We start from the raw sequence: 25,925 nt of genomic DNA, 5'->3' as shown, positions 1-25,925 counted from the left end.
GGGGCGTCTGGGTCACGGGGGTCGAGTCTAGGAGCGCGCGCCGAGGGCGGCGACGACGTCGCTCGTGAACAGCAGGGCGGTGACCCGGCCGGCGTCGACGAGTGCCATGACCGGGGACATCGGCGCGACGCGATTCACCTCGTGCGCGAGGTCCTCCCCCGTGGTGCCCGCGTCCACGACCGCCCCCACCGGGATGGGCACGGCGACGGACAGCACGTCGGTCGTGGAGTACGCCTCGACGGGGACCGTGGCGGCCGCGCCCGGGTCGACGTAGGCAGCGGGCCGGCCGTCGCGGGCGAGCACGACGACGTGGACGACGCCGGCTGCGAGCGCCGCCCGCTGCGCGTCGGCGAGCGTCGAGCCGAGCGGCACGACGACGGCCGGGCGCCCCAGCCGGGCGGCGGACAGCCCTTCGACCGACCGCTGCGCCGCGGCACCGGTGAGCGCTGCCGTGGCGCCCGTCCACAGGAAGCCGGCGATGAGGACGGCCCACAGGACCGTGAACAGCGAGGGCTGACCGCCGCGCGCCAGCGGCAGGGCGATCGTCCAGAGCACGAGGCCGATGGCGACGACCCGCCCGGCCCAGCCCGCGACCACCGTGCCGCGGTAGCGGTTCCCGGTCACGCCCCACACCAGCGCCTCGAGGACGCGGCCGCCGTCCAGCGGCAGGCCCGGCACGAGGTTGAAGACACCGACGAAGGCGTTGGCGAACGCAGCCGAGTACAGGAGCGCGACGAGCAGCCCGGTCGAGCCGACCGCCTGCACCGCGGCCCACGCGAGGACGGCCAGCGCGATGTTGGTCAGCGGCCCGACCACGGCGATGAGGGCGCTCACGCGTGCCGTCGCGCCCCCGCCGGCGAACGAGGTGTGCCCGCCCCACAGCGTGATCGCGAACTCGTGGACCCGCAGGCCGTTCGCCCGGGCGACGAACCCGTGGGCGAGCTCGTGCAGGAACACCGAGGCGAACAGCAGCACGACGAAGGTCAGCGACACCGCGTAGGTCGCCGCCTCGCTCAGGCCGAAGCCGAAGCCGCGCACGGTCGGGGCGAAGATCACCGTGAGGACGACCGCGGCCACGATCCACGACCGGGCCAGGATGATCGGGGCGCCGGCGGCGTGACCGATGACCCACCCGGCGGTGCCCTGGGGGCGGGATCCCCGCCGGGGTCCGTTGCTCGGCTGCTGCACCCGCTCAGCGTAGGTGGTGGCGGTGACACGGCTGTGCCGCCGACGTCCCGCGCGCACGGACCCGGGCGTGGGCAGCGTAGGTGGACCGGAGTGGGTGGACCGGCGTGGTGGTGCACCGGCGTGGGTGGATCGGCGTGTGGGTGGGGCGACCTACCCTCGTGCGCATGTCGTCCTCGACCCTCATCTCCCCCACCGCACCGTCCACCGCCGTGGCGCCCGTGGGCGATGCCGTCGTCCCGGCCCCGGTCGACCGGCCGCGTCGGCCGGGTCTGTCGCCGTCGCGGGCCAACGACTACATGCAGTGCCCGCTGCTGTTCCGGTTCCGCGTCGTGGACAAGCTCCCCGAGCCGGCCAGCGAGGCGGCGGCCCGCGGCACGCTCGTCCACGCCGTCCTCGAGCGCCTCTACGACGCGCCGGCGGGTGAGCGCACGGTGGAGGCGGCGCGCGCGATGCTCCCCGCCGAGTGGGACCGGCTGCGCGAGACGGAGCCGCGCCTCGCCGAGCTGTTCACCTCCTCCGATCAGGTCAGCGCGTGGCTGGCCGGTGCGGGGGACCTGCTCGGGACGTACTTCACCCTCGAGAACCCCACCCGGCTCGAGCCGCACGAGCGCGAGCTGTTCATCGAGAGCCAGCTGGACGACGGTCCGCTGCTGCGCGGCATCGTCGACCGGCTCGACGTCGCGCCGAACGGTGCCGTGCGGGTCGTCGACTACAAGACGGGCAGGTCCCCGCGCGCCGGCTACGAGGGCAACGCCCTGTTCCAGATGCGGTTCTACGCGCTCGTGCTGTGGCGGTCGACCGGTGAGGTGCCGCGGATGCTGCAGCTCGTCTACCTCGGGGACGGGCAGGTGCTGCGCCACGAGCCGGGTGAGGCCGAGCTCGTGACGACCGAGCGACGGGTGCGCTGGCTGTGGGAGTCCATCCAGCGGACCGCGCGCTCGGGCGAGTGGAAGCCGCGCACGTCGGCGCTGTGCGGCTGGTGCGCGCACCAGTCGCTGTGCCCGGCGTTCGGCGGTACGCCGCCGCCCGTGCCGGCCGGTGCGGTCGAGGTGGCGCTGGGCGTCCGCCCCGACGACGAGCCGGACCGGGACGTCGCCGCACCGGTCAGCACGCCGGCCTGACCGGCTGCGAGCCAGGAACGGACGGCGCACCGATGAGTCCTCGGGTCGTCACCGGTCTGGCCCTGCATGACCTTCCGACGCATCCTCGCCCAGTCAGCCGTCAGCGACCTGCACATCGCCGAGCGGTGGTACTCCATCCTCTTCGAGGGCCCTCCGCACGCGCGCCCCATGGACGGACTCCTGGAGTGGCACCTGGCGCCGACGTTCGGCGTCCAGGTGTGGCGGGATGCGGATCGCGCCGGGCGGTCGTGCATGGTGCTCGACGAGTCGGACCTCGACGCCCTGGCCGCTCGGTTGACGGCGGCCGGTCTCGCTCACGACGGACCGCAGCAGGCCACCTCGTCCCGCGTGCTGGTCCTTGCCGATCCCGACGGCAACCGCGTCGTCGCCACCGGGCCGTCGTCGCCATCGGGCCGTCAGGGTGCGCGCGACGGTGCGTCGGCGGGCGCGGACGGAGCGCCCGTCCCTCAGCGCGAGCATCCGGGTCCGTGAGCTCGCGAACGGGCACGAGACCGACACGTGCGGTCCTCGCGCTCAGCGTGCCGCGTGCTCATCGCTGCGTCGGCGGTCAGGCCGTCGGCGCCATGAGGTCCAGGACGTCTCCGCCGGCGACGCGCGCGAGGTCGTCCAGGGTCAGGTCGGCGAGCGATCCCACCCTGCTCAGGCCCGGCGCCGGGGCGATCGGCAGCATGACCTCGACCCCGATGGTGCGCGCACCGGAGGCGAGCGCGGAGCCGATGCCGGACGGGGAGTCCTCCACGGCGACGCACCGCGTCGGGTCCACCCCGAGCTGGGCCGCCGCCGTGAGGTACGCCTCCGGGTGCGGTTTGCCGTGGGTGACCTCGTCCCCCACGACCACCGCGCGGAAGACCCCGGGCGGGGCGGCCGCGACGAACGGGTCGGCGAGCCGCCGGTAGGACATCGTCACGAGCGCGCACGGCACCTCGGCCTCGGCGAGCGCGAGGAGGAGCTCGCGCGCCCCGGGCTGCCACGGCACGTGCCGCCCGACCTCGTCGACGACCCGACCGATGAGGAAGTCGACGATCTCCTCGGCCGGGAGGTCCACGCCGTGGTCCCGCAGGATCCGCGCACTGACCTCCAACGGCTGACCCACCATGGCCAGCCCCTGCTCGTGGCTCCACGTCCCGCCGTGGGCCTCGACGAGCTCGGTCTCGGCGGCCATCCAGTACGGCTCGGTGTTGACCAGGGTGCCGTCCATGTCCCACAGCACGGCCTCGGGAAGCGGGAGGGCCCGGTCGGCACCCTCACCTGCGGCACCGTGAGTTGGACGGACGGTCACAGTCAGCTCCAGGGTCGTCATACGTCGGGCCATGCCACCGAGGAGGCTAGCCGCATCCGGCGCGCCGGGTCCGACGCCCGATCCGGCGCCCCGGCCGACGCCCGTCGCGCCGACCGGTCAGGCCGGGGCTGCCGCCGCCGGGCCCGCCTCGCCCGCCTGGTCCGCCTGGCCCGCCTGCGCCGCGAGCCGGTCGGAGATGATCGAGCCACGCGTCCCGTCCGCCGCGGTCGCACCGTCCGTGAACGCGCCGTGGTAGCGGCGGGCCGGATGGGTGTCCTCGGCGAGCACGTGCCCCGGGCCGTAGAGGTTCTCCCGCAGCGTCGTGCCCTCGTACTCCGTCCGCGCGCGCCCCCGGCGCTGCAGCTCGGGCACCACGAGCTCGACGAGGTCCTCGAACGTCCCCGGCGTGATGGCGTAGGCGAAGTTGAAGCCGTCGATCCCGCCCTCGTCGACCCACTGCTCGAGCTGGTCGGCGACCGTCTGCGCCGACCCCACGATGACGGGGCCCATGCCACCGATGCTGCGCTGGGTCACGATGTCCATCGGCGTCCACCGGCGCGCCGGGTCGATGGTGGCCAGCGAGGCCAGCACCGACCGCAGGCTGTCGTTCTCGACCTCGACGAGCGGCTGGTCCGGGTCGTACTGCGAGAAGTCCACGCCGGTCCAGCCGCCGTACAGCGCCAGGGCGCCCTCCGCCGACGCGTAGGAGAGGAGGTCGGCGAACTTGGCGTGCGCGAGCTCGTCGGTCTCGGCGGTGATCACGGTGACCAGCGCGAAGATCCTGACCGAGTCGCGCGACCGGCCCAGCGCCTGCGCCCGGTCGCGGACGTCGTCGCTCGTCTCCCTCGCCTGGGCGATCGTCGCGGGGCTGATGAACACGCCCTCGCCGTGCTTCGCCGCGAACGCGCGCCCGCGGGACGACGCCCCCGCCTGGAAGATCACCGGCGTGCGCTGCGGGCTCGGCTCCGTGAGGTGGATGCCGGGGACGCTGTAGTAGGTGCCCTGGTGCCCGATCGGGTGCACCTTCGTCGGGTCGGTGAAGACCCCGCTCTCCTTGTCGCGCACGACGGCGTCGTCGTCCCACGAGCCCTCCCAGAGCTTGTAGGTGACGTCGAGGAACTCGTCCGCGAGGTCGTACCGCTCGTCGTGACCCAGCTGGCGGGTGAAGCCGAGGTTGATGGCTGCGCTGTTGAGGTAGCCGGTCACCACGTTCCACGCCACGCGACCGCCCGTGAGGTGGTCCAGCGTCGAGAACTTGCGGGCCAGCGCGTACGGCTGCTCGTAGGTGAGCGCGCTCGTGATGCCGAACCCGAGGTGCTCGGTGACCGCGGCCATGGCGGGCACCTGCGCGAACAGGTCGTTCACCGGGACCTGCACCGCGTCGGTCAGCGAGGCGGCGACCGTGTCGCGGTACACGTCGTAGACCCCGACGACGTCCGCGATGAACAGGGAGTCGAAGCGGCCGCGCTCGAGCAGCCGGGCCAGGTCGGTCCAGTACTCGAGGGTGTTGTACCGCCACGCCTGGCTGTCCGGGTGGCGCCACGTCCCGGCGGACTGATGCGTCACGCAGGTCATGTCGAAGGCGTTCAGGACGATGCGCTGGGCCATGGGTGGTGCTCCTCCGGGCTCGTCTTACCCGCGCGGACGCGCGGGTCAGGTCCTCACCCGGAGCACCCCCACGACGAGGAGGGGTTGCCGACCAGCAAGCCGGGGCTGCGCGCTGGCACTCATGACCTGCGCCGAACCTAGGGACGTCTCACTCCATGGGTCAAGATCGTCCACGCACCGGACGACTCCGCCGATGCGCCGCGACAGGTCGCGCTGCACACGAGTCGCTCGTCGCCCTCCGGCACGACGCACGGAGCCTCGGCCGAGCGGCCCCGGGTCGCCGGCCGTGGCGCCAGCCGGCGCCCGCTGCGGTCGCGGTAGCCCCCGCCTGGGTGAGCCTGGGGGCGCGACCGCACCTGCCGACCGGAAGCCAGCTGCATGCCACCCGACGAGCACCCGTCCAACGCCCTGGTCACCGAGCACATCGCCGTCGTGGGCCACGAGGTCCGGTCCCTCGCCGCCCGGCTGCCCGCACACGTCAACCGCGACGACCTGACGTCCGCGGGGCTCCTCGCCCTGGTCCGAGCCGCCCGCGCGTACGACCCCGGCACCGGCGTGCCCTTCAACCGGTACGCCGCGATGCGGATCCGCGGGGCGCTGATCGACGAGCTGCGCGGCCAGGACTGGGCGCCGCGTCAGGCCCGCCAGCGAGCCACCCGCGTCACCCGGGCGACCACCGAGCTGACCGCGTCCCTGGGACGCACCCCGACCGACCACGACGTCGCCGAGCACCTGTCGATGACGCCCGACCAGGTGACCGCGGCCCGGTCCGTCTCCGAGGTGCAGGTGCTGTCGATGGACGCCGGCCCGGACGAGTCGTCCCTGGTCGACAGCGTGCCGGACGCCGCACTCGGCCCGGAGGGGAGCCTCCTGGTCGGCGAGCGCCAGCAGTACCTGCACGCCGCCGTCGCCGCGCTGCCCGACACCCTGCGCCAGGTCGTCGTGGGCATCTTCTTCGAGGGGCGCCCCGCCGCGGAGCTGGCCGCCGAGATCGGCGTGACCCAGTCGCGCGTCAGCCAGCTGCGGACCGAGGCGATGGCGCTGATGCGTGACGGGATGAACGCCCACCTCGACCCGGAGCTGGTGCCCGCACCGAGGCGCGCCGACGGCGTGGTCGAGCGCCGTCGGCAGGCGTACTACGCGCGGGTGGCGACCCATGCCGCGGAGGCGGCGCTGGTGGTCCTGCCCACCCAGCGCGACCCGAGGGCCCGGCACGCCGTCGCATGACGCCCGCCGACGGGTGGCTGCGGGTGCGGGGCACCGGGACATCGCGGCCGAGGCTCCGCGCCTGGCTCTCGGCCCCGACCGATGCGGCCTAGGCTGACCGGATGACCGAGCAGCAGCACCAGGGCGAGGACCGAGCCGAGCGCGAACCGGTCCTGCTCGCCGCCTTCGAGGGTTGGAACGACGCGGGGTCCGCCGCCAGCCAGGCCCTCGCGCACCTGCACGAGGTATGGGGCGCCGAGGAGGTCGACGAGCTGGACCCCGAGGAGTACCACGACTTCCAGGTGAACCGGCCGACGGTCGCCGTCGGGGACTCCGGGCGTCGCGAGATCACCTGGCCCACCACGCACATCGCCGTGGCCACCGCGCCGCAGTCCGGGCGCACCGTCGTCCTCGTGCACGGCATCGAGCCGTCGATGCGGTGGCGCCGGTACTGCGCCGAGCTGCTGGACATCGCGGCGACCCTCGGCGTCCGGTCGGTCATCACGGTCGGCGCACTGCTCGCCGACGCACCGCACACGCGTCCCATCCCGGTGAGCGCGTCCGCCGAGGACCCGGAGGTCCAGGCGCTGGTCGGCGCCGAGCCGAGCACGTACGAGGGCCCGACCGGGATCGTCGGGGTGCTCCAGCACGAGGCGTCCGAGCGTGGCCTGCGTGCGATGTCGCTGTGGGCGGCGGTGCCGCACTACGTCGCCCACCCGCCGTCGCCCAAGGCCACCCTCGCGCTGCTCGCACGCATCGAGGAGCTGCTCGGTGAGCCCGTCCCCCTCGGCGAGCTGCCCGACGACGCCGCCGCGTGGCAGCACGGGGTCGACGAGCTCGCGGCCGAGGACACCGAGATCGCGGAGTACGTCCACCAGCTCGAGGAGGCCAAGGACACCGCCGACCTGCCCGAGGCGAGCGGCGAGGCGATCGCGCGCGAGTTCGAGCGGTTCCTGCGCCGGCGGGACAAGGGCACCGGCGCGTAGGTCGCCTCGGCCGCGAGGGTCAGAGGCGCACGCCGAGCAGCGCGTCCACGGTCGCGCGGACGAGCGCGGGGGCGTCGTCGGCCACGTCGTCGGACGCACCCGCGAGTGCGCGCTCGACCCACGCGTCCACGACCCGCAGCGCGCGGGGCGCGTCCAGGTCGTCCGCGAGCGCGGCGCGCACGTCCGCGAGCATCCCGTCCGCGTCCGGACCGGCGCCGGCGGCCACCGCACGACGCCACCGGTCCAGTCGCTCGACGCCGCCGGCCAGGCCCGCGTCGGTCCACTCCCAGTCCGACGCGTAGTGGTGCTCGAGGATCGCCAGCCGGACCGCCATGGGGTCCACGCCGGCCGACCGCAACGCGGACACCAGCACGAGGTTGCCGCGCGACTTGGACATCTTCTCGCCGTCGAGCCCCACCATGCCCGCGTGCACGTGCACGCGCGCGCCACCGTCCCCGGACAGGATGCGGGCGTGCGACGTGCTCATCTCGTGGTGCGGGAACACCAGGTCGACCCCGCCGCCCTGGACGTCGAACGGCAGGCCCAGACCGTCACGGGCGATGACCGCGCACTCGATGTGCCACCCGGGTCGGCCGGTGCCGAGCGGCCCGCCGTCCCAGGCGGGCTCCCCACCCGCTCGCGCCGCCACAGCAGCGGGTCCAGCGGGTCCTTCTTGCCGGGGCGGTCGGGGTCGCCGCCCCGCTCGGCGAACAGCGTCGTCATGTGGTCACGCGCGAGCCGCGCGACCTGGCCGAACGCACCGTCGGCCGTGAGGTCGGCGTAGACGTCGCCCGTCCCGGGGTCGTCCCCGCCGGCGCCCACCTCCACCGCCACGCGGTAGGCGGCACCCGCGTCGAGCATCGCCTGGACCGCGGCGACGACGTCGGGCACCGTCTCGACGGCGCCGAGGTACACGTCCGGCGGGACGACGCCGAGGGCGGCCATGTCGTCCGCGAACAGCGCGGTCTGGTCCTCGGCGAGGTCGCGCCAGTCGACGCCAGTGGCGGTGGCGCGCTCGAGCAGCGGGTCGTCGACGTCGGTGACGTTCGAGGCGTAGCGCACGTCCAGGCCGGCGTCCCGCCAGGCACGGCCCAGCAGGTCGAACGCCACGTAGGTCGCGGCGTGCCCCATGTGCGTGGAGTCGTACGGGGTGATCCCGCAGACGTAGAGGCCGGCGCGGGGACCGGCCGCCGCGGGCACCAGCCGGCCCGTCGACGTGTCACGCACGCGCACGGTGCCCCCTCGCCCGGGGAGCTGGGGGATCTGCGGGGAGGGCCAGGTCTGCACCGGCTGAGCCTAACCGCGCCGGTGGGTGCGCTCAGCCGGGGAGCGACGTGGGCGCCACCGCGCTGAGGACACCGGCGGCGAGCAGGACCAGGACGACCGCGGCGAGCACGATCCGGTACACGACGAACGGCTTGTAGCTGTAGGTCGACACGATCTTGAGGAAGCCGATGATCACGACGTACCCGACGCCGAAGGCCACGACCGTGGCCACCACCGTCTGCGCGACCCCGGGCGTGCCCGCGGTGCCGAACTCGCCGAGGTTCGTGAACAGCTGGTACAGCCCCGACCCGAGCACCGCGGGGATCGCCAGCAGGAACGAGTACCTGGCTGCGGCCTCCCGGGTGTAGCCCATGAGCAGTCCCGCGGTGATCGTGCCGCCGGAGCGCGAGACGCCCGGCACCAGCGCGAGCGCCTGGGCGAAGCCGAACGCGATCGCGTGCCGCGGCGTGAGCGCCGTCAGCGGACGCGTCTTGGCGCCGCGGCGGTCGGCCCACCCGAGCACCAGTGCGAAGCCCGCCAGCGTGCCGGCGATGAGGTACAGGTTGCGGAACGTGTTCTCGATGGACTCCTGGAACAGCAGGCCCAGCACGACGATCGGGATGCTCCCCAGCGCGATGTACCAGGCCATCCGGGCGTCCGGGTCGTGCTGGCCCAGGCGTGCGGCGCGGTCGGTGCCCTGCTGGCCGGACAGGGCTCGCCACCACGCCCGGCAGATGTTCACGATGTCGCGGCGGAAGTAGAGCAGCACCGCGGCCTCGGTGCCGATCTGGGTGATGGCGGTGAACGCGGCCCCGGGGTCGGACGCGCCGATGAGCTCGCCGACGATCCGCAGGTGCGCGCTCGAGGAGACCGGCAGGAACTCCGTCAACCCCTGCACGAACCCGAGGACGATCGCTTCCCACATGCTCATGACGGAGCCCCCTGGTGCCATGGTGCGCAAGGCTAGTGGCGCGGCGTCGGCTCCGCGGACGGCGTCCGTGCCGTGCGGTCGCCCGTGCGCTGCCCGGTAGCGTTCGGCCCCATGGAACAGCGAGGGCTCGGACGCACCGGCCTGCGGGTCTCCCACCTGGGCCTGGGCACGATGACCTGGAGCCGGGACACCGACGAGCACGAGGCCGCCGAGCAGCTGCGGGACTTCGTCGACGCAGGTGGGACGCTGCTCGACACCGCCGCCTCGTACGCCGACGGTGCGGCGGAGGAGCTCATCGGGTCGCTGCTCGGGGACGTCGTCCCGCGCGACGAGATCGTCCTGTGCACGAAGGCCGGGGTCCGCCGCACCGCGACCGGCGGTGTGGTGGACGCCTCACGGGGCGCGCTCCTGGACTCGCTCGACGCGTCCCTCGCCCGCCTCGGCACCGACCACGTGGACCTGTGGCTCGTGCAGACGCCGGACCCCCGCACACCGCTCGACGAGACCCTCAGCGCGCTGCGGCTCGCGGTCGCGAGCGGCCGGACCCGCTACGTGGGCCTGTCCAACCATCCCGGCTGGATGACGGCCCGCGCCGCGACCCTCCTGGCCGGCGACGTCGGTCTCGCCGCGGTGGAGGTCGAGTACTCGCTCCTGCAGCGCGGCGCGGAGCGCGAGGTGCTCCCGGCGGCCACCGACCTGGGGGTCGGCGTGCTCGCGTGGTCCCCGCTCGGCCGCGGCGTGCTCACCGGCAAGTACCGGCGCACCATCCCCGCCGACTCCCGCGCGGCGTCACCGCACCTCGCCGGCTTCGTCGAGCCGTACCTGGGCGCGGGCTCACTGGCGGTCGTCGAGGCGGTCGCGACGGCCGCCGACGGCCTCGGCTGCGCCCCGCTCGAGGTCGCGCTCGCCTGGCTGCGCGTCCGGGGCCAGATCACGTCCGCGATCGTCGGGGCCCGCACCGCCGCGCAGCTGCGCGGCTCGCTCACGGCGCACCGGCTCGAGCTGCCGCCGGAGATCGTGCACGCGCTCGACGAGGTCAGCGCTCCGGAGGTCGGCTACCCCGAACGGCGCTGACGCGCGGTCCGGAGCCCACCGTCAGCGGCTCTGGCCCGAGCCCACGTCGCCCAAGCGCTCCAGCAGGTCGTCGTCGTCGACGTCGGCGTCGTAGTCGGTCCGGGCGCCGGGGCGCCCGGCGGCGTCGACGTCGTCGCTCTCCCCCTCGTCGTCCTCGTCGTCCTCGTCCTCGTCGTCGTCGTCCACGAGGTAGAACGGCGTGGCCTCGCCGTGGACGCTCGCCAGGGCGTCGTCGTACGCCTCGAACGCGTCCGCGAGGACGTCGTAGGCGTCGTCGACCGCGGGGTCGTCGTCCTCACGGCGAGCCTCGACCGCGTGGAAGTGGGCTTCCAGCGCCGCGACGAATCGATCGAGAGCGGCACGCGGGTCGACGGTCATGCACCGACCGTAGCGCCGCCGAGGGCACAATGGCACCGGGGAATCCCCGCCCCACGGCCGGTGTTGGCCGCGGGGGCAGGGACCGGACGACGAAGGGTTGGGCATGGGGAGCAGGCTCGCGGGTCGTACCCGCAGCGAGTGGGCCGCCGAGGGCGGTCAGTACGAGTACCGCGTGCTGACGATCCCCCGTACCACCAGCCGCAACGACGCCCGCCGCCTGCTCACCGAGCAGGCCGAGTACGGCCGCTGGGAGCTGGCCCGCACCCTGCTGTTCGCCGGCGGGGAGCGCAAGGTCTGGCTGCGCCGCAAGATCATCCGCGTGCGCAGCACTCTCGCCGAGACGCTCGACTGACTGACCGGTCGGTGAGGCACGACCGGCCACCCGGTCAGCAGGACCCGAGCAGCCGGTCCAGGACGCGCACGCCGAAGGTCAGGGAACTCGTGGGCACCCGCTCGTCCACGCCGTGGAACATCGCCGAGAAGTCCAGCGACGGCGGCAGCAGCAGCGGGGCGAACCCGTACCCGGTGATGCCCAGGCGGGCGAGCGACTTGTTGTCGGTCCCGCCCGACAGCGTGTACGGCAGCACCGCGGAGCCCGGGTCCTCCGCCTGCAGGGCGGCGACCATTGCGTCGACCAGGTCCCCCTCGAACGGGACCTCGAGGGCGATGTCCTGGTGGACCGGCTCGATCCGGACGTGCTCGCCGGCGAGCTCGCGCAGCGTGCGCAGGCCCTCCTCCTCGTGCCCCGGCAGGAAGCGCGCATCCAGGACTCCCTCGGCCCGCCCGGGGATGACGTTGGCCTTGTAGCCGGACGCGAGCTGGGTCGGGTTGGAGGTGTTGCGGATGGTGGCGCCGACGAAGCGGGCGGCGGGTCCGAGCGCCGCGACGAGGCGGTCGATGCCGTCCTCGTCCTCCGGGTCGAACCGGGTGCCGGTGAGGTCGGCGACACCCTCGAGCAGCGTGCGCACGGTCGGGGTCAGGGTGAGCGGCCACGGGTGCTGGCCGATGCGCGCCATCGCCGCGGCGAGGTGGGTCACCGCGTTGTCGGTGTTGACCTGGCTGCCGTGCCCCGCGCGGCCGTCGGCGACGAGCCGCAGCCAGGCGATGCCCTTCTCGGCGGTCTGCAGCAGGTAGGCGCGGCGACCGTCGATCTCGACGGAGTAGCCGCCGACCTCGCTGATGGCCTCGGTCGCGCCCTCGAACAGGTCGGGCCGGTGGTCGACGAGCCAGCGGGCACCGAACGCGCCACCGGCCTCCTCGTCGGCGAACATGCCGACGACGACGTCGCGTGCGGGCCGCCGGCCCTCGCGCGCCATCTGCCGGACGACCGCGAGGATCATCGCGTCCATGTCCTTCATGTCGACGGCGCCGCGTCCCCACAGCAGGCCGTCGCGCTCCTCGCCGCCGAACGGGTCGACCTGCCAGTCCGATGCCTGCGCGGGCACCACGTCCAGGTGACCGTGCAGCACCAGCGCGCCGCGCGAGGAGTCCTCGCCGGGGAGGCGGACGACCACGTTCGCCCGGCCGGGCGCCGACTCGAGGTACTCCGGCTCGAGACCGACCTCGGTGAGGGACGCCATGACGTACTCGGCCGCCGCGCGCTCCCCGGCCCCGACCCGTCGCCGTAGTTCGACGTGTCGATCCGGAGCAGGTCCTGGCAGATCCCCAGGACCTCGTCCTGGGCGGTGCGGGCGAGGTCGTCGACAGGCGTGGCCATGCGTCCACCGTACCTTCGGCCCGCGCGGCCCCCACCCGGCGCGGTCGCCCCGGCGAGGGGCGGCACACCCCGTGCCGGGCCGGCCCGCGCGGTGCCGCGCGGGCCGGCCCTCGGTCAGCGCGGGGCGGCGTCGGTCAGGCCGCGCCGGGCGAGCAACGGCTCGATGCGCGGGTCGCGGCCGCGCAGGTCCCGGAACGCGTCCATCACGTCCACCGAGCCGCCACGGCTCAGCAGGCGGTCCCGGAACGTGTCGCCGGTGGTCCGGTCGAGGCCGCCGTTCTCGCCGAACCACTCGACAGTGTCGGCGTCCAGCACCTCGGACCAGATGTAGGAGTAGTAGCCGGCCGAGTACCCGCCGGCGAACACGTGGTTGAAGTAGCTCGTCCGGTACCGCGGGGGCACGGGTGCGAACGCGACCCCGGCGCGCTCGAGCGCGGCGACCTCGAACGCCTCGACCTCGGCCGGGTCGGTCGGCACGTCCTCGGGAGCGAGCTGGTACCACGCCTGGTCGAGCAGCGCGGCCGCGAGGTACTCGGTGGTCGAGAAGCCCTCGTTGAACTGGCGCGACGCGAGCATGGTGTCGACCCACTCCTGCGGCAGCGGCTCGCCGGTGACGTGGTGCACCGCGTAGGCACGCAGCACCGACGGCTCCCACGCCCACATCTCGTTGACCTGGGAGGGGTACTCGACGAAGTCCCGGGGCACGTCGGTGCCGGACTGCGAGGGGTACCGGACGTCGGAGAACAGCCCGTGCAGCGCGTGGCCGAACTCGTGGAACAGCGTGATGACCTCGTCCCACGTCAGGAGGGAGGGCTCACCCGCGGGCGGCTTGTTGAGGTTGAGGTTGTTGACCACGACGGCGCGCTCACCGAGCAGCGCCGACTGGTCGACGAGGTTGTTCATCCACGCACCGCCGCGCTTGGACGCCCGGGTGTAGAAGTCACCGAGGAACAGGCCGATCGGCTCGGTCCCCCGCTCGTCCGCGACCTCCCAGACGCGCACGTCCGGGTGGTAGCCGACGAGGTCGGCACGCTCGGTGAAGGTGAGCCCGTACAGGGCGCCGGCGGCACGGAACACCCCGTCCTGCAGGACGCGGTCGAGCTCGAGGTAGGGCCGCAGCAGCGCGTCGTCGAGCGCGTACCGGTCCTTGCGGACCCGCTCGGCGTAGAAGGACCAGTCCCACGCCTCGAGCGTGGCGCCCGGGACGTCGGCCTCGAGCGCGGCCTGCAGGTCGGCCGCCTCGGCGCGGGCGTTGGCCACGGCGGCGGGGGCGAGCCGGCCGAGCAGGGAGTCGACGGCGTCCGTGGTGCGGGCGCAGGCGTCGTCGGCCACGTAGGCGGCATGGTGGGCGTACCCCAGGAGGCGGGCGCGCTCGGCGCGCAGGCGGGCTAGGCGCAGCAGCGTGGCGCGGGTGTCGTGCTCGCCGCCCGTCCCGCGCGTGACCGACGCCCGGTGCACGCGCTCACGCACGGCCCGGTCGGTCAGGCTCGCGAGCACCGGCTGCTGGGTCGGGAGGATCAGCTCGATGAGGTAGCCCTGCTCGTGCCCCCGCCCGACGGCGGCCTCGCGTGCGGCGGCGATCGCGTCCGGCGCGAGACCGTCGAGCTCCGCGACGTCGGTCACCAGCACGGCGGCGGCGTTCTGCGCGGCGAGCAGCGTGCGGCCGAACGCCGTCTCGAGCGACGTGATCTCGGCGTTCAGCTCGCGCAGCCGGGTCTGGTCCGCGTCGGCCAGCGCGATCCCGGAGCGGCGGAACTCGGTGCGCAGGGTGTGCAGCAGCCAGGCGGTGTCCGGCTCGAGGGTGGTCCGTCCGGCGTCGACGTCCGCCGCGATCGCCTCGAGGCGGGCGTGCAGGCGGGCGTCGAGGTACACCGCGTCGTGGTGGGCGGCGAGCTGCGGGGCGATCTCCGCCTCCACCGCCTCCAGCTCCGGCGTGCTGTCCGACCCCACCTGGTTGAAGAAGGCGGCGGCCGCGCGGGAGAGCAGCCGGCCGGAGCGTTCGATCGCGACGAGCGTGTTCTCCACGGTGGCGGGCTCAGGGTCGGTCGCGATGCGCTCGATCTCCGCCCGCTGCTCCGCCATCCCGGCGAGCAGCGCGGGGGCGTAGTGCTCCTGCTGGATCGCAGCGAAGTCAGGCAGGCGGAACGGCAGCCCGGAGGGCCGGGCGAACGGGTTGGCAGGGTCGAGAGGATGGCGGTCATGGTCCCCATCCTGCCGTGCGCGGACCGCTCGTCCCGCGCGCCGACGCGGCCCGCGCCTCCCAGGCCCGGCCGGCGCTCATCCGCGCGGGACGGTGTACCGCAGCTCGACGAAGGCGTCCCCGAAGCGCGTGATGTCGGTGAGGGCCAGGGGCCGGGCAGCCGCGCCGGCAGGACCGGCACCCCGCCGCCGAGCACCACGGGCGCCACGCCGAGCCAGATCTCGTCGATCAGCCCGCGCTCGGCGAATTGCGCGGCCAGGTCCCCGCCGCCGACCAGCCAGATGTTGCGGCCGGCCGCCGCGTCGACCATCTGCGCGTGGACGGCCGCGACGTCGTCCGCGGTCAGGACGACGTCCGCGCCGGGCGGCACCGGCAGGTCCCGGTGGGTGAACACCCAGGTCCGCTGGTCCGGGTACGGCCACTCGGCCAGACCCTCGTCGAGCACGAACCGGTAGGTGTCGGCGCCCATCGCGACCGCGCCGACGCCGGCGAGGAAGGTCCGGTAGTGCTCGGCCACGCCCGGCACGTCATTGAACTGCATGAGCCAGTCGAGGGAGCCCGCCGGGTCGGCGATGTACCCGTCGACGCTCGCTGCCACGTAGTACTGGGTCCGCGTCATGAGGCCATCGTCCTCCCCGGCACCCACACGGCGGGAGGGGCGCGGACGCGGGTCCCTACCCGAGGACGGCGGCGACGTCGGTCGCCGGGTACCCGTGCGCCTGGGCGACCGCCGCGTTGAGCACGGCGCCGTCGTGGGTGGTGAGTCCGGCCGCGAGCTCGGGGTCGGCCCGCGCCGCATCCCGCCACCCCAGGTCCGCGAGCCGCGCGAGGTAGGGCAGCGTCGCGTTCGTCAGCGCCCGCGTCGCGGTGACGGGGACCGCGCCCGGCATGTTGGCCACGCAGTAGAGGACGCAGCCGTGCACGGTGAAGGTCGGGTCGGCGTGCGTGGTGGGCCGGGTCGACTCGAAGCAGCCGCCCTGGTCCACCGCGATGTCCACGAGCACCGACCCGCGCCGCATCCGGGCGACGACGTCGTCCCCGACCAGCTTCGGCGCCCGGGCACCGGGCACGAGGACGGCGCCGATCACCAGGTCGGCGTCGAGCAGCTGCTCCTCGAGCGTGTAGCGGCTGGACGCGAGCGTGCGCACCCGTCCGCCCCACGCGGCGTCCAGCGCGCGCAGCTTGGGCAGGGAGACGTCGAGCACGGTGACGTCGGCCCGCATGCCGACCGCGATCTGCGCGGCGTGCATGCCCGCGACGCCGCCCCCGATCACCACCACCTTCCCCGGGCGCACCCCGGCGATCCCCCCGAGCAGCACGCCGGCGCCGCCCGCGCTGCGCATGAGGTGGTAGGCGCCGACCTGCACCGACAGCCGCCCGGCGATCTCGCTCATCGGTGCGAGCAGCGGCAGGCTCCCGTCGGCCGCCTGCACCGTCTCGTACGCGATCGCGGTCGTCCCCGCGTCGACGAGCGCCTGCGTCGCGGCGCGGTCGGCGGCCAGGTGCAGGTAGGTGAACAGCGTCTGGCCGCGCCGGAGCAGCCCGAACTCCGCGAGGACCGGCTCCTTGACCTTGCACACGAGCTCCGCGGTGCCCCACACCTCCTCCGCGGTCGCGGCGAGGTCCGCCCCCGCGCCGAGGTAGGCGTCGTCGGGCACGGCGGAGCCCTCCCCGCACCCGACTGCACGAGCACGCGGTGACCGGCCGTCACCAGGGCGTGCACGCCGGCCGGCGTGATCGCCACCCGGTGCTCGTTGTTCTTGACCTCGCGCGGGACGCCGATCTGCATGGTGCGCTCCAGGTGGCGACGGGTGGGCCGGGTCGCGGCCGCTGCCCCCAGCGTGCCCGGCGGACCCCGCGACGGCGACCGGTCACGTCCGGCCGAGCAGCCGCCCCCAGACGCGGGCCCGAGCCAGCTCGGCGGTGGCCTGCGCCCACGCACCGTCCGCGACCCACCAGTACGCCGACTGGACCGAGCGGGCGAACGACCAGGCGACGACGCGGTCGGCGTCCAGGCCGGCCTCCGCGGCGACCAGCGCGGTGCGGCGGCGCAGCGTGGTCACCGGGTCGGCCGCGTCGAACGGGGCCCCGACCTGGGCCAGCAGCGGCCAGGGGTCGTGGGCCGGGTCCCCGACGAGGGGCTTGGGGTCGATCGCGACCCAGGACGCGGTGCCGGGTGGGGTCCCGGTCACGCGCAGCACGTTGCCCGGGTTCAGGTCGCCGTGCACGACGACGCCCGAGCACCCCGTTCCCGGCAGGTCCCGCAGCAGGGCTGCCGCCGCACGGACGGCTCCGGGGTCGACGACGACGTTGCCCGGTTCCCGCCCGCGCGACGCCGCGCCGCCCGGTCCTCGGTCGCCGTCGTCCGACGGGCGTCCGGCCGCCCGGGCCGCGGTCGCGAGCAGGACGTCGGCGCCCCGCGCGCACACGGTGACCATCGACCGCACGTCCGCGGAGGACGTCGCCCCCGCCGGTGTGGCGCCTGCCGGTGTGGCCGCCGGTGTGGCCCCTGCCCGTGCCACCGGAGCTGCGGCGTGCACCGCCCGCAGGACGCGGGCCCCGGCCTGCAGGCGCTCGTCGTCCGGCGCGGGGTCGTCCGCGAGCGCGATGCCGGGGCGACAGCGCTCGAGCAGCAGCGCCCAGTCGTCCGCGGCGTGCGCGAGCAGCCGGACGGCACCGCGGCCGTCCCAGAGCCGCAGCGCGACCGCCTCGTCACGCGCCTCGTCGTCGGGCAGGGACAGCTTGAGGACGACGTCGGCGCCGGACCCGGTGCGGGCCGGCGCGGTCCAGGCGGCCACCCCGGTCGTGAATGGCGGTCCCACGGTGAGGTCCCACCCGGCGACGGCGCGGTCGTGCACCGCGGGCAGCGTGGCGAGCCAGCCGGGGCCCGCCGGGTGGTGCTGCGCGGTGCGGCGCAGACCGTCCGGGATGTGCACGCCGCCATCCTGCCCGCTCCCCGCACCGGCGGACGCTCGTCGGGCAGGGCGGCTCGGCGGCTCGGCGCCTCTGGCCCCGGCCCGGTGCGGCGGGGCGCCGGCGCGGACGGGGTGGTGGACTGAGGGCATGGCCACGGCGTCGACCCCCGACGTGTTCCGCAAGCAGCGTGCGGACGCACCGCCCGGCTTCCTCGCGTGCGAGGCTGCCGGGCTGCGCTGGCTCGGGGACGCGGGCCCCGATGCCGTCCCGGTGGTCCGGGTGCTCGACGTCGGCCCCGGTCATCTCGACCTCGAGCGACTCGTGCCCGCCGTACCGACCCCGACGCACGCCCGGGAGCTCGGCCGTCGGCTCGCGCACCTGCACGACGCCGGGGCCGAGGCATTCGGCGTGACGCCACCCGGCTGGGACGGGGACGGCTACTTCGGTCCCCTCGACGAGCCGCTGCCGATGCCGGCGGGCCGGCACGACCGGTGGGGTGAGTTCCTCGCCGAGCGGCGCCTGGAGCCGATGCGTGCGCTGCTCTCCGAGCGGGGGCGCCTGAGTCGCACGCTGGCGGGCGACCTCGACCGCCTGGCCGCGCGGCTGCGGTCCGGCGACCTCGATGACGACGACGTCCCGGCGCGCGTGCACGGCGACCTGTGGTCGGGCAACGTCGTGTGGACGGCGTCGGGGGCCGTGCTCGTCGACCCCGCGGCGCATGGCGGGCACCGCGAGAGCGACCTGGCGATGCTGGCGCTCTTCGGGCTGCCCGGGCTCGCCGACGTCGTCGCGGGGTACGGGGAGGTGCACCCCCTGCGGCCCCGGGCGGCCGACCGCATGAGCCTGCACCAGCTCTACCCCGTGGGCATGCACGCGGTGCTGTTCGGCGACCCGTACGTCGCCCGGACCGAGGCGATCGCGGCGCGGTGGGCCCGCGGGTGACGACGGGGGTTTGGGGACGCCGAGGACTCGTCCGGCCGGCGTCGGCCGCGGTGGCGTGCTGACCGCGGCCCGCACCCGGGACGAGCGACGGCCCGGTGTCCTCGCCATGAGGTCACCGGGCCGCCGCCGAAGTCGCCAGCATCGTCTGCGTCACCACCCACCGCGCCCGCTTGTCCTTGTCTCGCGCGGCTTGAACCGTCCCCGGCCTGCTTGGGGACTGTCGGTGACGTGCCACCCGACCCGTACCCGTCCACCCCTCACGAGAGGTGCGCGGCACGACCGGGCCGATCCATTCGCGGTGGGATGCTGGCACCACCACGCAGACCGGGGAACTGCTCTGCGCCGCAGCCTTCGCCGCGACACCCCACCCATCGGCGGGCACGCAGGCAGTCTGAGGGAATCAAGGCGACAGGTCCCACGAATATTCCGGCGGGCCGCGATCAGCCCTCCAGTCAGGCCGTTTGGCTCGTCAGCTGTCGAGCCGGAGCGGCCGCCGACGCCGGGTCACTGCACCGTCTCGGCGACGAAGCCGCCGTCGGACCGCGAGACCTGCCACACCCGGACGTCCTTGCCGCCCTTGCCGTTCTTCTCGTGCACCCGGACGGCGTCGGCACGCGCCCGGCCCTCCCCTCGATGACATAGGGGGTGCCGCGCTTGTCGATCGTGATGGCGACCGTGCCGACGAAGGCGGAGAGGTCGTCCGTCGGGGTGCCGTCCACGTCCACCACCGGGTACGGGACGCCGGAGATCACGGGTTGGGGAGATGCCTGGAAGGTCATGGGGTGCCCCTCGGTGTGCGTCGCGGCCTCTGGGTACTGGCGCGGGTCTCGCTCAGGATGACGACCACCGTGGGCGGTGTCCAGGGTGTCCGGATGGACGGACGGTGTCGACCTCCCCGCACCGTCCCGCCGGGGACGGGCGGACGGCCGCGGAACGACGCGAGCCCCCGACCTGGTGGGGCCGGGGGCTCGCATCGTCGCTGTCTCAACGAGTGTCCGGAGGGGGACTTGAACCCCCACGCCCGTTAAGGGCACTAGCACCTCAAGCTAGCGCGTCTGCCATTCCGCCACCCGGACAGGTGGGCCTTCCCAGGAGCAGGTCCTGCGTCAGGCGCGGCCGTAAAGATAGCACGGTGCGGGAGGCGCGCAGGCACGCCGACCGGGGTGCAGACTGACGCCGACACGCTGCCGGCGCACCACTGTGAAGAGGGTCACGCCCATGACCGACCAGGACTCGTCCCTCACCGGGAACGAGCGTCCCCTCGCGTCGACGCGGCATCTGGCGGGCGCCAGCCCAGCAGCACGGCGGGTCGCCGGCGCACGACGCAACCCCTCGGTCGTCGGGATCGAGCAGACCGCGCCGCACTGGCTGCGGGTGCTGGCCGGCATGTCGTGGCGGCTCCTGGTGGTGGTCGCGGCGATCGTCCTGGTGTTCTACGCGACGTCCCGCGTGCAGCTCGTCTTCATCGCCGTCTTCATCGCCCTCGTCTTCACCGCGGTGCTCCGGCCGTTGGTGGACGTGCTCGAGCGGATCATGCCGCGCGGGCTCGCCACCGCGTTCGCCCTGCTCTTCGGGATCCTCGCGACGGTGGGGACGCTGACCTACGTCGGCTACTCCGTGGCCGGGCAGTGGGAGAGCCTGTCGCGGCAGTTCGCGTCCGGCATCGACGACATCATCGCGTTCCTCGAGGACGGCCCGCTCCCGGTCACCATCACCAACGACCAGATCAACGCGTGGATCCAGGAGGGGCGCGACTGGGTGGTCGAGCACGGCGGACAGCTCGCCTCGCAGGCCGCTGCCAGCGCGGGCTCCGTGGTGCAGGTGTTCGGCGCGATCGCGCTGGCGATCTTCTGCTCGGTGTTCTTCCTCGCCCGCGGGCACGAGATGTGGGTCTGGTTCCTCAACCAGCTCCCGGCGCGCACGCGCGACACCTGGCAGACGGCGGCCGGAGCGGGCTGGTACACGTTCTCGGGGTACACGCGCGGCACGGTCATCATCGCCGTGGTCGACGGCGTGCTGGCACTGATCGTCCTGCTCGCGCTGGGGGTGCCGCTCGCGGCGCCGCTCGCGGTGCTCGTGCTCATCGGCGCGTTCATCCCCCTGGTCGGCGCACCGGCCGCCATGGTCATCGCGATGGTCGTCGCCCTCGCGGCGAACGGGCCGATCAACGCGCTGCTCGTCGGGCTGTTCGTGGCGCTCATCGGGCAGTTCGAGGGGCACATCCTGCAGCCGTTGGTGATGGGCCGGCAGGTGTCGCTGCACCCCGTCGTCATCGCGCTCGTCGTGACGGCGGGGACCATCACGGCCGGGATCCTCGGTGCGGTGATCTCGGTGCCCCTGGTCGCCGTCGCGTGGGCGGTCTTCACCCGGCTGCGCCGGCTCGACCCGCCGGTGGACGAGACCGACCTCGACGACGTCGACGACGACGCCGCCGCCGCCGCGGAGAGCTGACCAGCCGGCCGGACGACGGCCACAGGCGCGCGGGTCAGTGGAAGTCGCGGGACCGCGTGGCCACCTGGAGCGACAGCGGCGCGAGGTGCTCGGCCAGGAGGTTGGTGGCGCCGTCGGCCCGCTCGACCTGCCCGCGCACGACCAGGGCCGCCGAGGTGCGCGCCGCCCGCCGGAACCGCCGCCACAGGCCCGCGGTGCAGACCACGTTGAGCAGCCCCGTCTCGTCCTCGATCGACAGGAACGTCACGCCCTGGGCGGTCCCCGGACGCTGGCGGTGGGTCACGACGCCCGCCACGGCGACCCGCCGCCCGGGCTCGTGCGCGAACGCGTCGGCGACCCGGAGCACCCCGGCCGCGTCCAGCCCCGCGCGGACGTGCTCGGTCGGGTAGGTGTCCACCGACACCCCTGTCGCCCACACGTCCGCCACCGCGAGCTCGACGTCGCTCATGCCGGGCAGGGTCGGTGCGGCCACCCCGACCGACACACCCGGCAGGGTGTCGGGGCCCTCCTGCGCGAGCGCACCTGCCGCCCACAGGGCGCCGCGCCGGTCGACCCCGGCACCACGCTCCCCGGGACGCCGGCGAGCGCGCCGCCGGTGGCCAGCGCCTCGAGCTGCGGGGTGGTCAGGCGGACCCGTCGGGCGAGGTCGCGCAGGTCGGTGAACGGTCCGCCCCGGGCGCGCTCGGCGACCAGCGCCTCGGCGACGTCCTCGCCGACGCCTCGGACCGACGCCAGACCGAGACGGATCGCCAGGGCGCCGCGATCGTCGTCGTCGGACCGGGGGGCGCCGTCGTCCGCACGCCGGGGGCCTCCGCCCGGTGCCGCAGCGCCTCCGCCGAGCGCTCGGCAGGCAGTGTGGTGCCTCCGGTGAGCGGGACCAGCGGCACCTCGGGGCCGGCGGCACCGGGCACCCGCTCGAGCCCGGCGAGCACGCCGGACGCCTGCACGTCGGGGCGCAGCACGGTCAGGCCGTGCCGGCGTGCGTCCGCCACGAGGGACTGCGGGGAGTAGAAGCCCATCGGCTGCGCGGCGAGCAGCCCGGCGTAGAACGCCGCCGGGTGGTGCGCCTTGAGCCAGGTGCTGGCGTAGACGAGGTAGGCGAAGGAGTAGGCGTGCGACTCGGGGAACCCGAAGTCGGCGAACGCCTTGAGCTTGTCGAAGATCTGCTCACCGACGTCCCGGCCGATCCCCTTGCGCTCCATGCCGTCCAGCAGCCGGGCGTGCAGGGCCTCCATCTTGGCCGTGGACCGCTTGGAGCCCATCGCACGGCGCAGCTGGTCGGCCTCGGCGCCGGTGAAGTCGGCGACGTCGATCGCCATCTGCATGAGCTGCTCCTGGAAGAGCGGCACGCCGAGGGTCTTGCTCAGCGACTTCTCCAGCAGCGGGTGCAGGTAGGTGACCTTCTCCCGGCCCTGGTAGCGGGCGATGTACGGGTGCACCGACCCGCCCTGGATCGGTCCGGGGCGGATGAGCGCGACCTCCACGACGATGTCGTAGAACCGTCGCGGCCGCAGGCGCGGCAGCGTGCCCATCTGCGCGCGCGACTCGACCTGGAAGACCCCGACGGTGTCCGCCGCGCACAGCAGGTCGTAGACGTGCGGGTCCTCCTGCGGCAGGTCGTGCAGGTCCAGGGTGATGCCCTCGTGCTCGCGGACCAGGGTGAAGGCGTTCTGGAGCGCGCTGAGCATGCCGAGGCCGAGCAGGTCGAACTTCACCAGCCCGGCGTCGGCGCAGTCGTCCTTGTCCCACTGCAGCACCGTGCGCCCGGGCATGGTGGCCCACTCCACCGGGCACACCTCGATCACCGGCCGGTCGCACATCACCATGCCCCCGGAGTGGATGCCCAGGTGCCGCGGCAGCCGCAGCATCCGCTCGGCGAGGTCGAGCACGGGCGGCGGGATCACCGCCATCGCCTCGGCCGACTCCGGCCGGTGCGCGGGCACGGTGTCGTGCCGGTCGGCGCCCACGTCCTCGGGCCGCACGGGTACGGGCGTGGTGTCCCGCAGGCTCCCCCACTGCTCGATGCTCTTGCTCCACGCGTCCTGCTGGCCGACGTCGTACCCCAGCGCGCGGGCGGCGTCGCGCACCGCGGACTTGGGACGGTAGGAGATGACGTTGGCGACCTGGGCCGCGTGGGTGCGGCCGTGCTTGGCGTAGACGTACTGGATGACCTCCTCGCGCCGGTCGGACTCGATGTCGACGTCGATGTCCGGGGGCCCGTCACGCTCGGGGGCCAGGAACCGCTCGAACAGCAGCCCGTGGCGGACCGCGTCGACCGCGGTGACCCCCAGCGCGTAGCAGACGGCGGAGTTCGCCGCGCTCCCCGGCCCTGGCACAGGATGTTCGACCGCCGGCAGAAGTCGACGAGGTCGTGGACGATGAGGAAGTACCCGGGGAAGTCCAGCGCCTCGATGACGTCGAGCTCGTGGGCGATCTGCGCGTACGCCCCCGGCACCCGCTCGGCCTCGGGCGGCCCGTAGCGGCGGCGGGCGCCCTGCCAGGTGACCTCACGCAGCCAGCTCGCCTCGGTGTGCCCCGGCGGCACCGGGTACGGCGGCAGGTTCGGGGCGACCAGGGACAGGTCGAACGCGCACTCGTCGCCCAGCGCCGCGGCGGTGGCCACGGCCCCCGGGTGACGCGCGTGCCGGACGAGCATCTCCCGCGCCGACCGCAGGTGGGCACCGGCCGTGGCCGGCAGCCAGCCGTCCATCTCCTCCAGGGACGAGCGCGCGCGCACCGCCGCGAGCGCACCGGCGAGGTCCGCGTCGCGCGGGGTCGCGTAGTGCACCGCCCCGGTCGCGACCAGTGGCAACCGCGCCGACGCCGCCAGCTCGGCGAGGGCGTCGGCCCGCTCGGAGTCCCACGGGTCGCCGACGTCGGTGACCTCGACGGCGACGTTGTCCCGGCCGAACAGGGCGACCAGCCGGTCCAGCTCCGCGCGGGCCGCCGCCGGGCCGCCGGCGGCGCCCCTCGGCGTGCCCACCGGGGGCACCGTGACCGGCCCGGAGGCCGTGCCCCTCCAGGGCGCGCCGCACCGCACCCTTGCGGCACCCGGTGAGCACGAGCCACTGCCCGTCCGCCTGCTCGGCGAGCCCCTCGAGCGTGTACGCCGCGGCCCCCTTGTGCCCGGTGGCCAGGTGGGCGGTGGCGATCGCGCGGGACAGGTTGCGGTAGCCGTCGGCGCCGCGGGCGAGCACGAGCAGGTGCGTGGAGCGGGGGTCGGGCACGCCGGTGGGCGGGTCCAGGACGTCGCCGGTCCGGCCCGGGGCCGGCAGGTGCAGCTCGGCGCCGAAGACCGTGGGCAGCCCGACGTCGCGTGCCGCCTGGGCGAACCGCACGACCCCGTACAGCCCGTCGTGGTCGGTGAGCGCGAGCGCGGACAGGCCCAGGCGTGCCGCCTCGGCGGCGAGCTCCTCGGGCTGGTTGGCGCCGTCGAGGAAGCTGAACGCCGAGTGCGCGTGCAGCTCGGCGTAGCGGGGCTGCCCGGTCATGGGAGCCGCCCGGTCCTGAAGGCTGCCCGGTCATGAGAGCGCTCAGTCATAGAGCGCCTCGCACGTCCACTGCCCCTGCGTGCAGGCCAGCAGCAGCGCCCGCCCGTCCTCGAGCGCAACCTGCAGGTGCACGCGTCGGCGGGGCGCATCGGTCCACCAGCGCTCGACCAGCGGCCACGGTCCGGCCCACGCCACCACCCGGCGCGGGGCATCCAGCCCGGGCAGGCGGTCGCTCCGCTCGGAGCGGTCGAGATCGGCCCGGGGCTCGAGGCCGGGCAGGGTGGGCTGACGAGCCGACCCAGGCACCCCCGGTCCCCCGGGTCCCCGGCTCCTGCGACGCCGGACGACGGGGACACCGTCACCGGCGGCGCGCTCATCACCAGGCGGGCGTCGACCCGGACCGTGCGGCCGGCGTCGTCGAGCACGTCGACGACGACGGGCTCGACGAGGACGGTCGCGGGAGCGGGCTCGGGCAGCCGGCCCGGCCAGGGACGGTCGGCGGCCCGCTCGGTCGCCCGGGCGTCGCCCCACGGGACGAGGTGGACCTGGTCGCGCACGTCGCGGCCGCCCTGCAGCGTCGCGACCAGTACCCCGTCACCGCCGAGCAGGCCCTGTACGCGCAGCAGCGCGCGGTGCGCCCGCAGGTCCCCACCGCTCGCCCCGCCCCACAGCCGTCCCTGCTCCGCACCGGCCGGGGCGACCTCCTCGGCCACGACCCCGAGGCGGACCAGCGCGGACGGCTCCGGCGTGCCGGTCCGCACCGCACCGCCGGCGCCGGCGCCGGCGCGCCCGCCGCCGGAGAGCCACCCCTCGAGCTGCCAGCGCACCCGGTCGGTGATCCGCGTGGCGCTCAGGCCGCCCAGGCCACCGGCGTCGGTCCGCCAGGTACGCACGAGCTCCTCACCGGACTCCGTCCGGGCGGTGATCCGCAGCCGGCCGCAGCTCGCCGACCGCTCGAGCAGCATCGCCTGGAGCTGCTCGGCCAGCCGGCGGGCCGCGAAGGCCGCGGCGTCGACCCGCTCGGCCGGCGGGTCCAGCTCGCACTCGACCGCGACGTCCGGCTCGACCCGTCGGCGGGCCGGGGGCGTACGTCCTGACCACGAGCGAGCCGGTGGGCCCACGCGCCGAGCTCGCCGAACCGGGTCTCGAC

Annotated in this window: 20 protein-coding genes, 1 tRNA gene, 5 pseudogenes and 1 riboswitch; of the genes and pseudogenes, 8 read left to right on the top strand and 18 right to left on the bottom strand. The window is 74.8% G+C overall.

All coding sequences use genetic code 11. The features are described 5' to 3' along the window. Window positions 1–27: 27 nt before the first annotated feature. The gene (locus REH70_RS06590; protein ID WP_310753314.1) at window positions 28–1,188 is read right to left on the bottom strand and encodes a site-2 protease family protein; all 1,161 of its coding nucleotides are present in this window, start codon (window positions 1,186–1,188) and stop codon (window positions 28–30) included. 164 nt (window positions 1,189–1,352) lie between these two features. On the opposite strand from REH70_RS06590, the gene REH70_RS06585 reads away from it, so the two are divergent. Together REH70_RS06585 and REH70_RS06580 are read left to right on the top strand one after the other, a co-directional pair. Then, entirely contained in the window at window positions 1,353–2,309 is a 957-nt protein-coding gene (locus tag REH70_RS06585; RefSeq protein WP_310753313.1) for a PD-(D/E)XK nuclease family protein, read from the top strand. Between the two features lie 66 nt (window positions 2,310–2,375). Further along, window positions 2,376–2,801 carry a VOC family protein gene (locus REH70_RS06580; RefSeq protein WP_310753312.1) on the top strand — a complete coding sequence of 142 codons (426 nt, stop codon included), beginning with the start codon at window positions 2,376–2,378 and terminating at the stop codon, window positions 2,799–2,801. A 76-nt stretch (window positions 2,802–2,877) separates the two neighbouring features. Here REH70_RS06580 and REH70_RS06575 read toward each other — a convergent pair whose 3' ends face one another. Together REH70_RS06575 and REH70_RS06570 are read right to left on the bottom strand one after the other, a co-directional pair. Beyond that, window positions 2,878–3,630, bottom strand: a complete 753-nt coding sequence (locus tag REH70_RS06575; RefSeq protein WP_310753311.1) for an HAD family phosphatase — start codon at window positions 3,628–3,630, stop codon at window positions 2,878–2,880. Between the two features lie 96 nt (window positions 3,631–3,726). Next, complete coding sequence (locus REH70_RS06570) at window positions 3,727–5,217, bottom strand: LLM class flavin-dependent oxidoreductase (RefSeq protein WP_310753309.1); 1,491 nt, start codon at window positions 5,215–5,217, stop codon at window positions 3,727–3,729. A gap of 15 nt (window positions 5,218–5,232) precedes the next feature. Further along, window positions 5,233–5,344, bottom strand: a riboswitch (SAM riboswitch). 251 nt (window positions 5,345–5,595) lie between these two features. On the opposite strand from REH70_RS06570, the gene REH70_RS06565 reads away from it, so the two are divergent. Both REH70_RS06565 and REH70_RS06560 read left to right on the top strand, forming a co-directional pair. After that, window positions 5,596–6,444, top strand: a complete 849-nt coding sequence (locus REH70_RS06565; protein WP_310753308.1) for a sigma-70 family RNA polymerase sigma factor — start codon at window positions 5,596–5,598, stop codon at window positions 6,442–6,444. 101 nt (window positions 6,445–6,545) lie between these two features. After that, complete coding sequence (locus REH70_RS06560) at window positions 6,546–7,409, top strand: PAC2 family protein (protein ID WP_310753307.1); 864 nt, start codon at window positions 6,546–6,548, stop codon at window positions 7,407–7,409. A 19-nt stretch (window positions 7,410–7,428) separates the two neighbouring features. Here the strand turns inward: REH70_RS06560 and mshC are convergent. Beyond that, window positions 7,429–8,696: pseudogene (gene mshC / locus REH70_RS06555) on the bottom strand (cysteine--1-D-myo-inosityl 2-amino-2-deoxy-alpha-D-glucopyranoside ligase). Window positions 8,697–8,727: 31 nt separating this feature from the next. Then, complete coding sequence (locus tag REH70_RS06550) at window positions 8,728–9,606, bottom strand: undecaprenyl-diphosphate phosphatase (protein WP_310753306.1); 879 nt, start codon at window positions 9,604–9,606, stop codon at window positions 8,728–8,730. 111 nt (window positions 9,607–9,717) lie between these two features. Between REH70_RS06550 and REH70_RS06545 the strand changes: the two genes are divergently transcribed. Next, window positions 9,718–10,680, top strand: coding sequence for an aldo/keto reductase (locus REH70_RS06545; RefSeq protein ID WP_310753304.1), 963 nt, complete (start codon window positions 9,718–9,720; stop codon window positions 10,678–10,680). A 21-nt stretch (window positions 10,681–10,701) separates the two neighbouring features. Here the strand turns inward: REH70_RS06545 and REH70_RS06540 are convergent, their stop codons facing one another. Further along, window positions 10,702–11,058: a primosomal protein gene (locus tag REH70_RS06540; RefSeq protein ID WP_310753302.1), complete on the bottom strand. Its 357-nt coding sequence runs from the start codon at window positions 11,056–11,058 to the stop codon at window positions 10,702–10,704. 103 nt (window positions 11,059–11,161) lie between these two features. Between REH70_RS06540 and REH70_RS06535 the strand changes: the two genes are divergently transcribed. After that, complete coding sequence (locus REH70_RS06535) at window positions 11,162–11,410, top strand: DUF5703 family protein (protein WP_310753301.1); 249 nt, start codon at window positions 11,162–11,164, stop codon at window positions 11,408–11,410. Between the two features lie 34 nt (window positions 11,411–11,444). Here REH70_RS06535 and REH70_RS06530 read toward each other — a convergent pair. From REH70_RS06530 to REH70_RS06515, 5 genes and pseudogenes are all read right to left on the bottom strand, one after another. Beyond that, window positions 11,445–12,775: pseudogene (locus tag REH70_RS06530) on the bottom strand (M20/M25/M40 family metallo-hydrolase). Window positions 12,776–12,889: 114 nt separating this feature from the next. Next, entirely contained in the window at window positions 12,890–14,857 is a 1,968-nt protein-coding gene (locus REH70_RS06525) for a M3 family metallopeptidase (RefSeq protein WP_310753300.1), read from the bottom strand. 353 nt (window positions 14,858–15,210) lie between these two features. Beyond that, window positions 15,211–15,516: pseudogene (locus REH70_RS20485) on the bottom strand (dihydrofolate reductase family protein); the annotation flags it as partial. Between the two features lie 133 nt (window positions 15,517–15,649). Beyond that, a pseudogene (ald, locus tag REH70_RS06520) lies at window positions 15,650–16,764 on the bottom strand (alanine dehydrogenase). An 82-nt stretch (window positions 16,765–16,846) separates the two neighbouring features. Beyond that, window positions 16,847–17,911 carry an aminoglycoside phosphotransferase family protein gene (locus REH70_RS06515; RefSeq protein ID WP_310753298.1) on the bottom strand — a complete coding sequence of 355 codons (1,065 nt, stop codon included), beginning with the start codon at window positions 17,909–17,911 and terminating at the stop codon, window positions 16,847–16,849. 127 nt (window positions 17,912–18,038) lie between these two features. On the opposite strand from REH70_RS06515, the gene REH70_RS06510 reads away from it, so the two are divergent. Next, a complete protein-coding gene (locus REH70_RS06510) occupies window positions 18,039–18,833 on the top strand; it encodes a fructosamine kinase family protein (RefSeq protein ID WP_310753296.1) in 795 nt (264 codons plus the stop codon). Window positions 18,834–19,825: 992 nt separating this feature from the next. Here REH70_RS06510 and REH70_RS06505 read toward each other — a convergent pair. Beyond that, window positions 19,826–19,909 (bottom strand) — tRNA-Leu (locus tag REH70_RS06505). A 142-nt stretch (window positions 19,910–20,051) separates the two neighbouring features. On the opposite strand from REH70_RS06505, the gene REH70_RS06500 reads away from it, so the two are divergent. Continuing rightward, window positions 20,052–21,284: an AI-2E family transporter gene (locus REH70_RS06500; RefSeq protein WP_310753294.1), complete on the top strand. Its 1,233-nt coding sequence runs from the start codon at window positions 20,052–20,054 to the stop codon at window positions 21,282–21,284. Window positions 21,285–21,318: 34 nt separating this feature from the next. Here REH70_RS06500 and REH70_RS20480 read toward each other — a convergent pair whose 3' ends face one another. From REH70_RS20480 to REH70_RS06490, 6 genes and pseudogenes are all read right to left on the bottom strand, one after another. Next, window positions 21,319–21,732 carry an OB-fold nucleic acid binding domain-containing protein gene (locus REH70_RS20480; protein ID WP_396134691.1) on the bottom strand — a complete coding sequence of 138 codons (414 nt, stop codon included), beginning with the start codon at window positions 21,730–21,732 and terminating at the stop codon, window positions 21,319–21,321. Then, on the bottom strand, window positions 21,729–21,977 hold the full coding sequence (locus tag REH70_RS20475) for a hypothetical protein (protein ID WP_396134731.1): 249 nt from the start codon (window positions 21,975–21,977) through the stop codon (window positions 21,729–21,731). Before REH70_RS20475 ends, REH70_RS20480 begins: the two co-directional genes overlap by 4 nt. Then, complete coding sequence (locus REH70_RS20470) at window positions 21,908–23,620, bottom strand: hypothetical protein (RefSeq protein WP_396134690.1); 1,713 nt, start codon at window positions 23,618–23,620, stop codon at window positions 21,908–21,910. The genes REH70_RS20475 and REH70_RS20470 overlap by 70 nt, the downstream gene beginning before the upstream one ends. A gap of 62 nt (window positions 23,621–23,682) precedes the next feature. After that, a pseudogene (locus REH70_RS20465) lies at window positions 23,683–23,829 on the bottom strand (hypothetical protein); the annotation flags it as partial. Further along, window positions 23,792–24,775 carry a PHP domain-containing protein gene (locus REH70_RS20460; RefSeq protein WP_396134689.1) on the bottom strand — a complete coding sequence of 328 codons (984 nt, stop codon included), beginning with the start codon at window positions 24,773–24,775 and terminating at the stop codon, window positions 23,792–23,794. The pseudogene REH70_RS20465 and the gene REH70_RS20460, both read right to left, overlap by 38 nt. Continuing rightward, window positions 24,772–25,896, bottom strand: a complete 1,125-nt coding sequence (locus REH70_RS06490) for a hypothetical protein (protein ID WP_310753292.1) — start codon at window positions 25,894–25,896, stop codon at window positions 24,772–24,774. Before REH70_RS06490 ends, REH70_RS20460 begins: the two co-directional genes overlap by 4 nt. Window positions 25,897–25,925: the final 29 nt, after the last annotated feature.

This window comes from Cellulomonas sp. ATA003 (assembly GCF_031582905.1).
GTDB lineage: Bacteria > Actinomycetota > Actinomycetes > Actinomycetales > Cellulomonadaceae > Pengzhenrongella.
The sequence above is the reverse complement of the archived record's forward strand: the minus strand, read 5'-3'. Positions and strand labels throughout refer to the sequence as shown.

Bases quoted from the DNA above. Each gene is read 5' to 3' on its own strand.
- REH70_RS06585 (WP_310753313.1), top strand. From the start codon at position 1,353: ATGTCGTCCTCGACCCTCATCTCCCCCACCGCACCGTCCACCGCCGTG.
- REH70_RS06580 (WP_310753312.1), top strand. From the start codon at position 2,376: ATGACCTTCCGACGCATCCTCGCCCAGTCAGCCGTCAGCGACCTGCAC.
- REH70_RS06575 (WP_310753311.1), bottom strand. From the start codon at position 3,630: ATGACGACCCTGGAGCTGACTGTGACCGTCCGTCCAACTCACGGTGCC.
- REH70_RS06570 (WP_310753309.1), bottom strand. From the start codon at position 5,217: ATGGCCCAGCGCATCGTCCTGAACGCCTTCGACATGACCTGCGTGACG.
- REH70_RS06565 (WP_310753308.1), top strand. From the start codon at position 5,596: ATGCCACCCGACGAGCACCCGTCCAACGCCCTGGTCACCGAGCACATC.
- REH70_RS06560 (WP_310753307.1), top strand. From the start codon at position 6,546: ATGACCGAGCAGCAGCACCAGGGCGAGGACCGAGCCGAGCGCGAACCG.
- REH70_RS06550 (WP_310753306.1), bottom strand. From the start codon at position 9,606: ATGAGCATGTGGGAAGCGATCGTCCTCGGGTTCGTGCAGGGGTTGACG.
- REH70_RS06545 (WP_310753304.1), top strand. From the start codon at position 9,718: ATGGAACAGCGAGGGCTCGGACGCACCGGCCTGCGGGTCTCCCACCTG.
- REH70_RS06540 (WP_310753302.1), bottom strand. From the start codon at position 11,058: ATGACCGTCGACCCGCGTGCCGCTCTCGATCGATTCGTCGCGGCGCTG.
- REH70_RS06535 (WP_310753301.1), top strand. From the start codon at position 11,162: ATGGGGAGCAGGCTCGCGGGTCGTACCCGCAGCGAGTGGGCCGCCGAG.
- REH70_RS06525 (WP_310753300.1), bottom strand. From the start codon at position 14,857: ATGGCGGAGCAGCGGGCGGAGATCGAGCGCATCGCGACCGACCCTGAG.
- REH70_RS06510 (WP_310753296.1), top strand. From the start codon at position 18,039: ATGGCCACGGCGTCGACCCCCGACGTGTTCCGCAAGCAGCGTGCGGAC.
- REH70_RS06500 (WP_310753294.1), top strand. From the start codon at position 20,052: ATGACCGACCAGGACTCGTCCCTCACCGGGAACGAGCGTCCCCTCGCG.
- REH70_RS20480 (WP_396134691.1), bottom strand. From the start codon at position 21,732: ATGAGCGACGTCGAGCTCGCGGTGGCGGACGTGTGGGCGACAGGGGTG.
- REH70_RS20460 (WP_396134689.1), bottom strand. From the start codon at position 24,775: ATGACCGGGCAGCCCCGCTACGCCGAGCTGCACGCGCACTCGGCGTTC.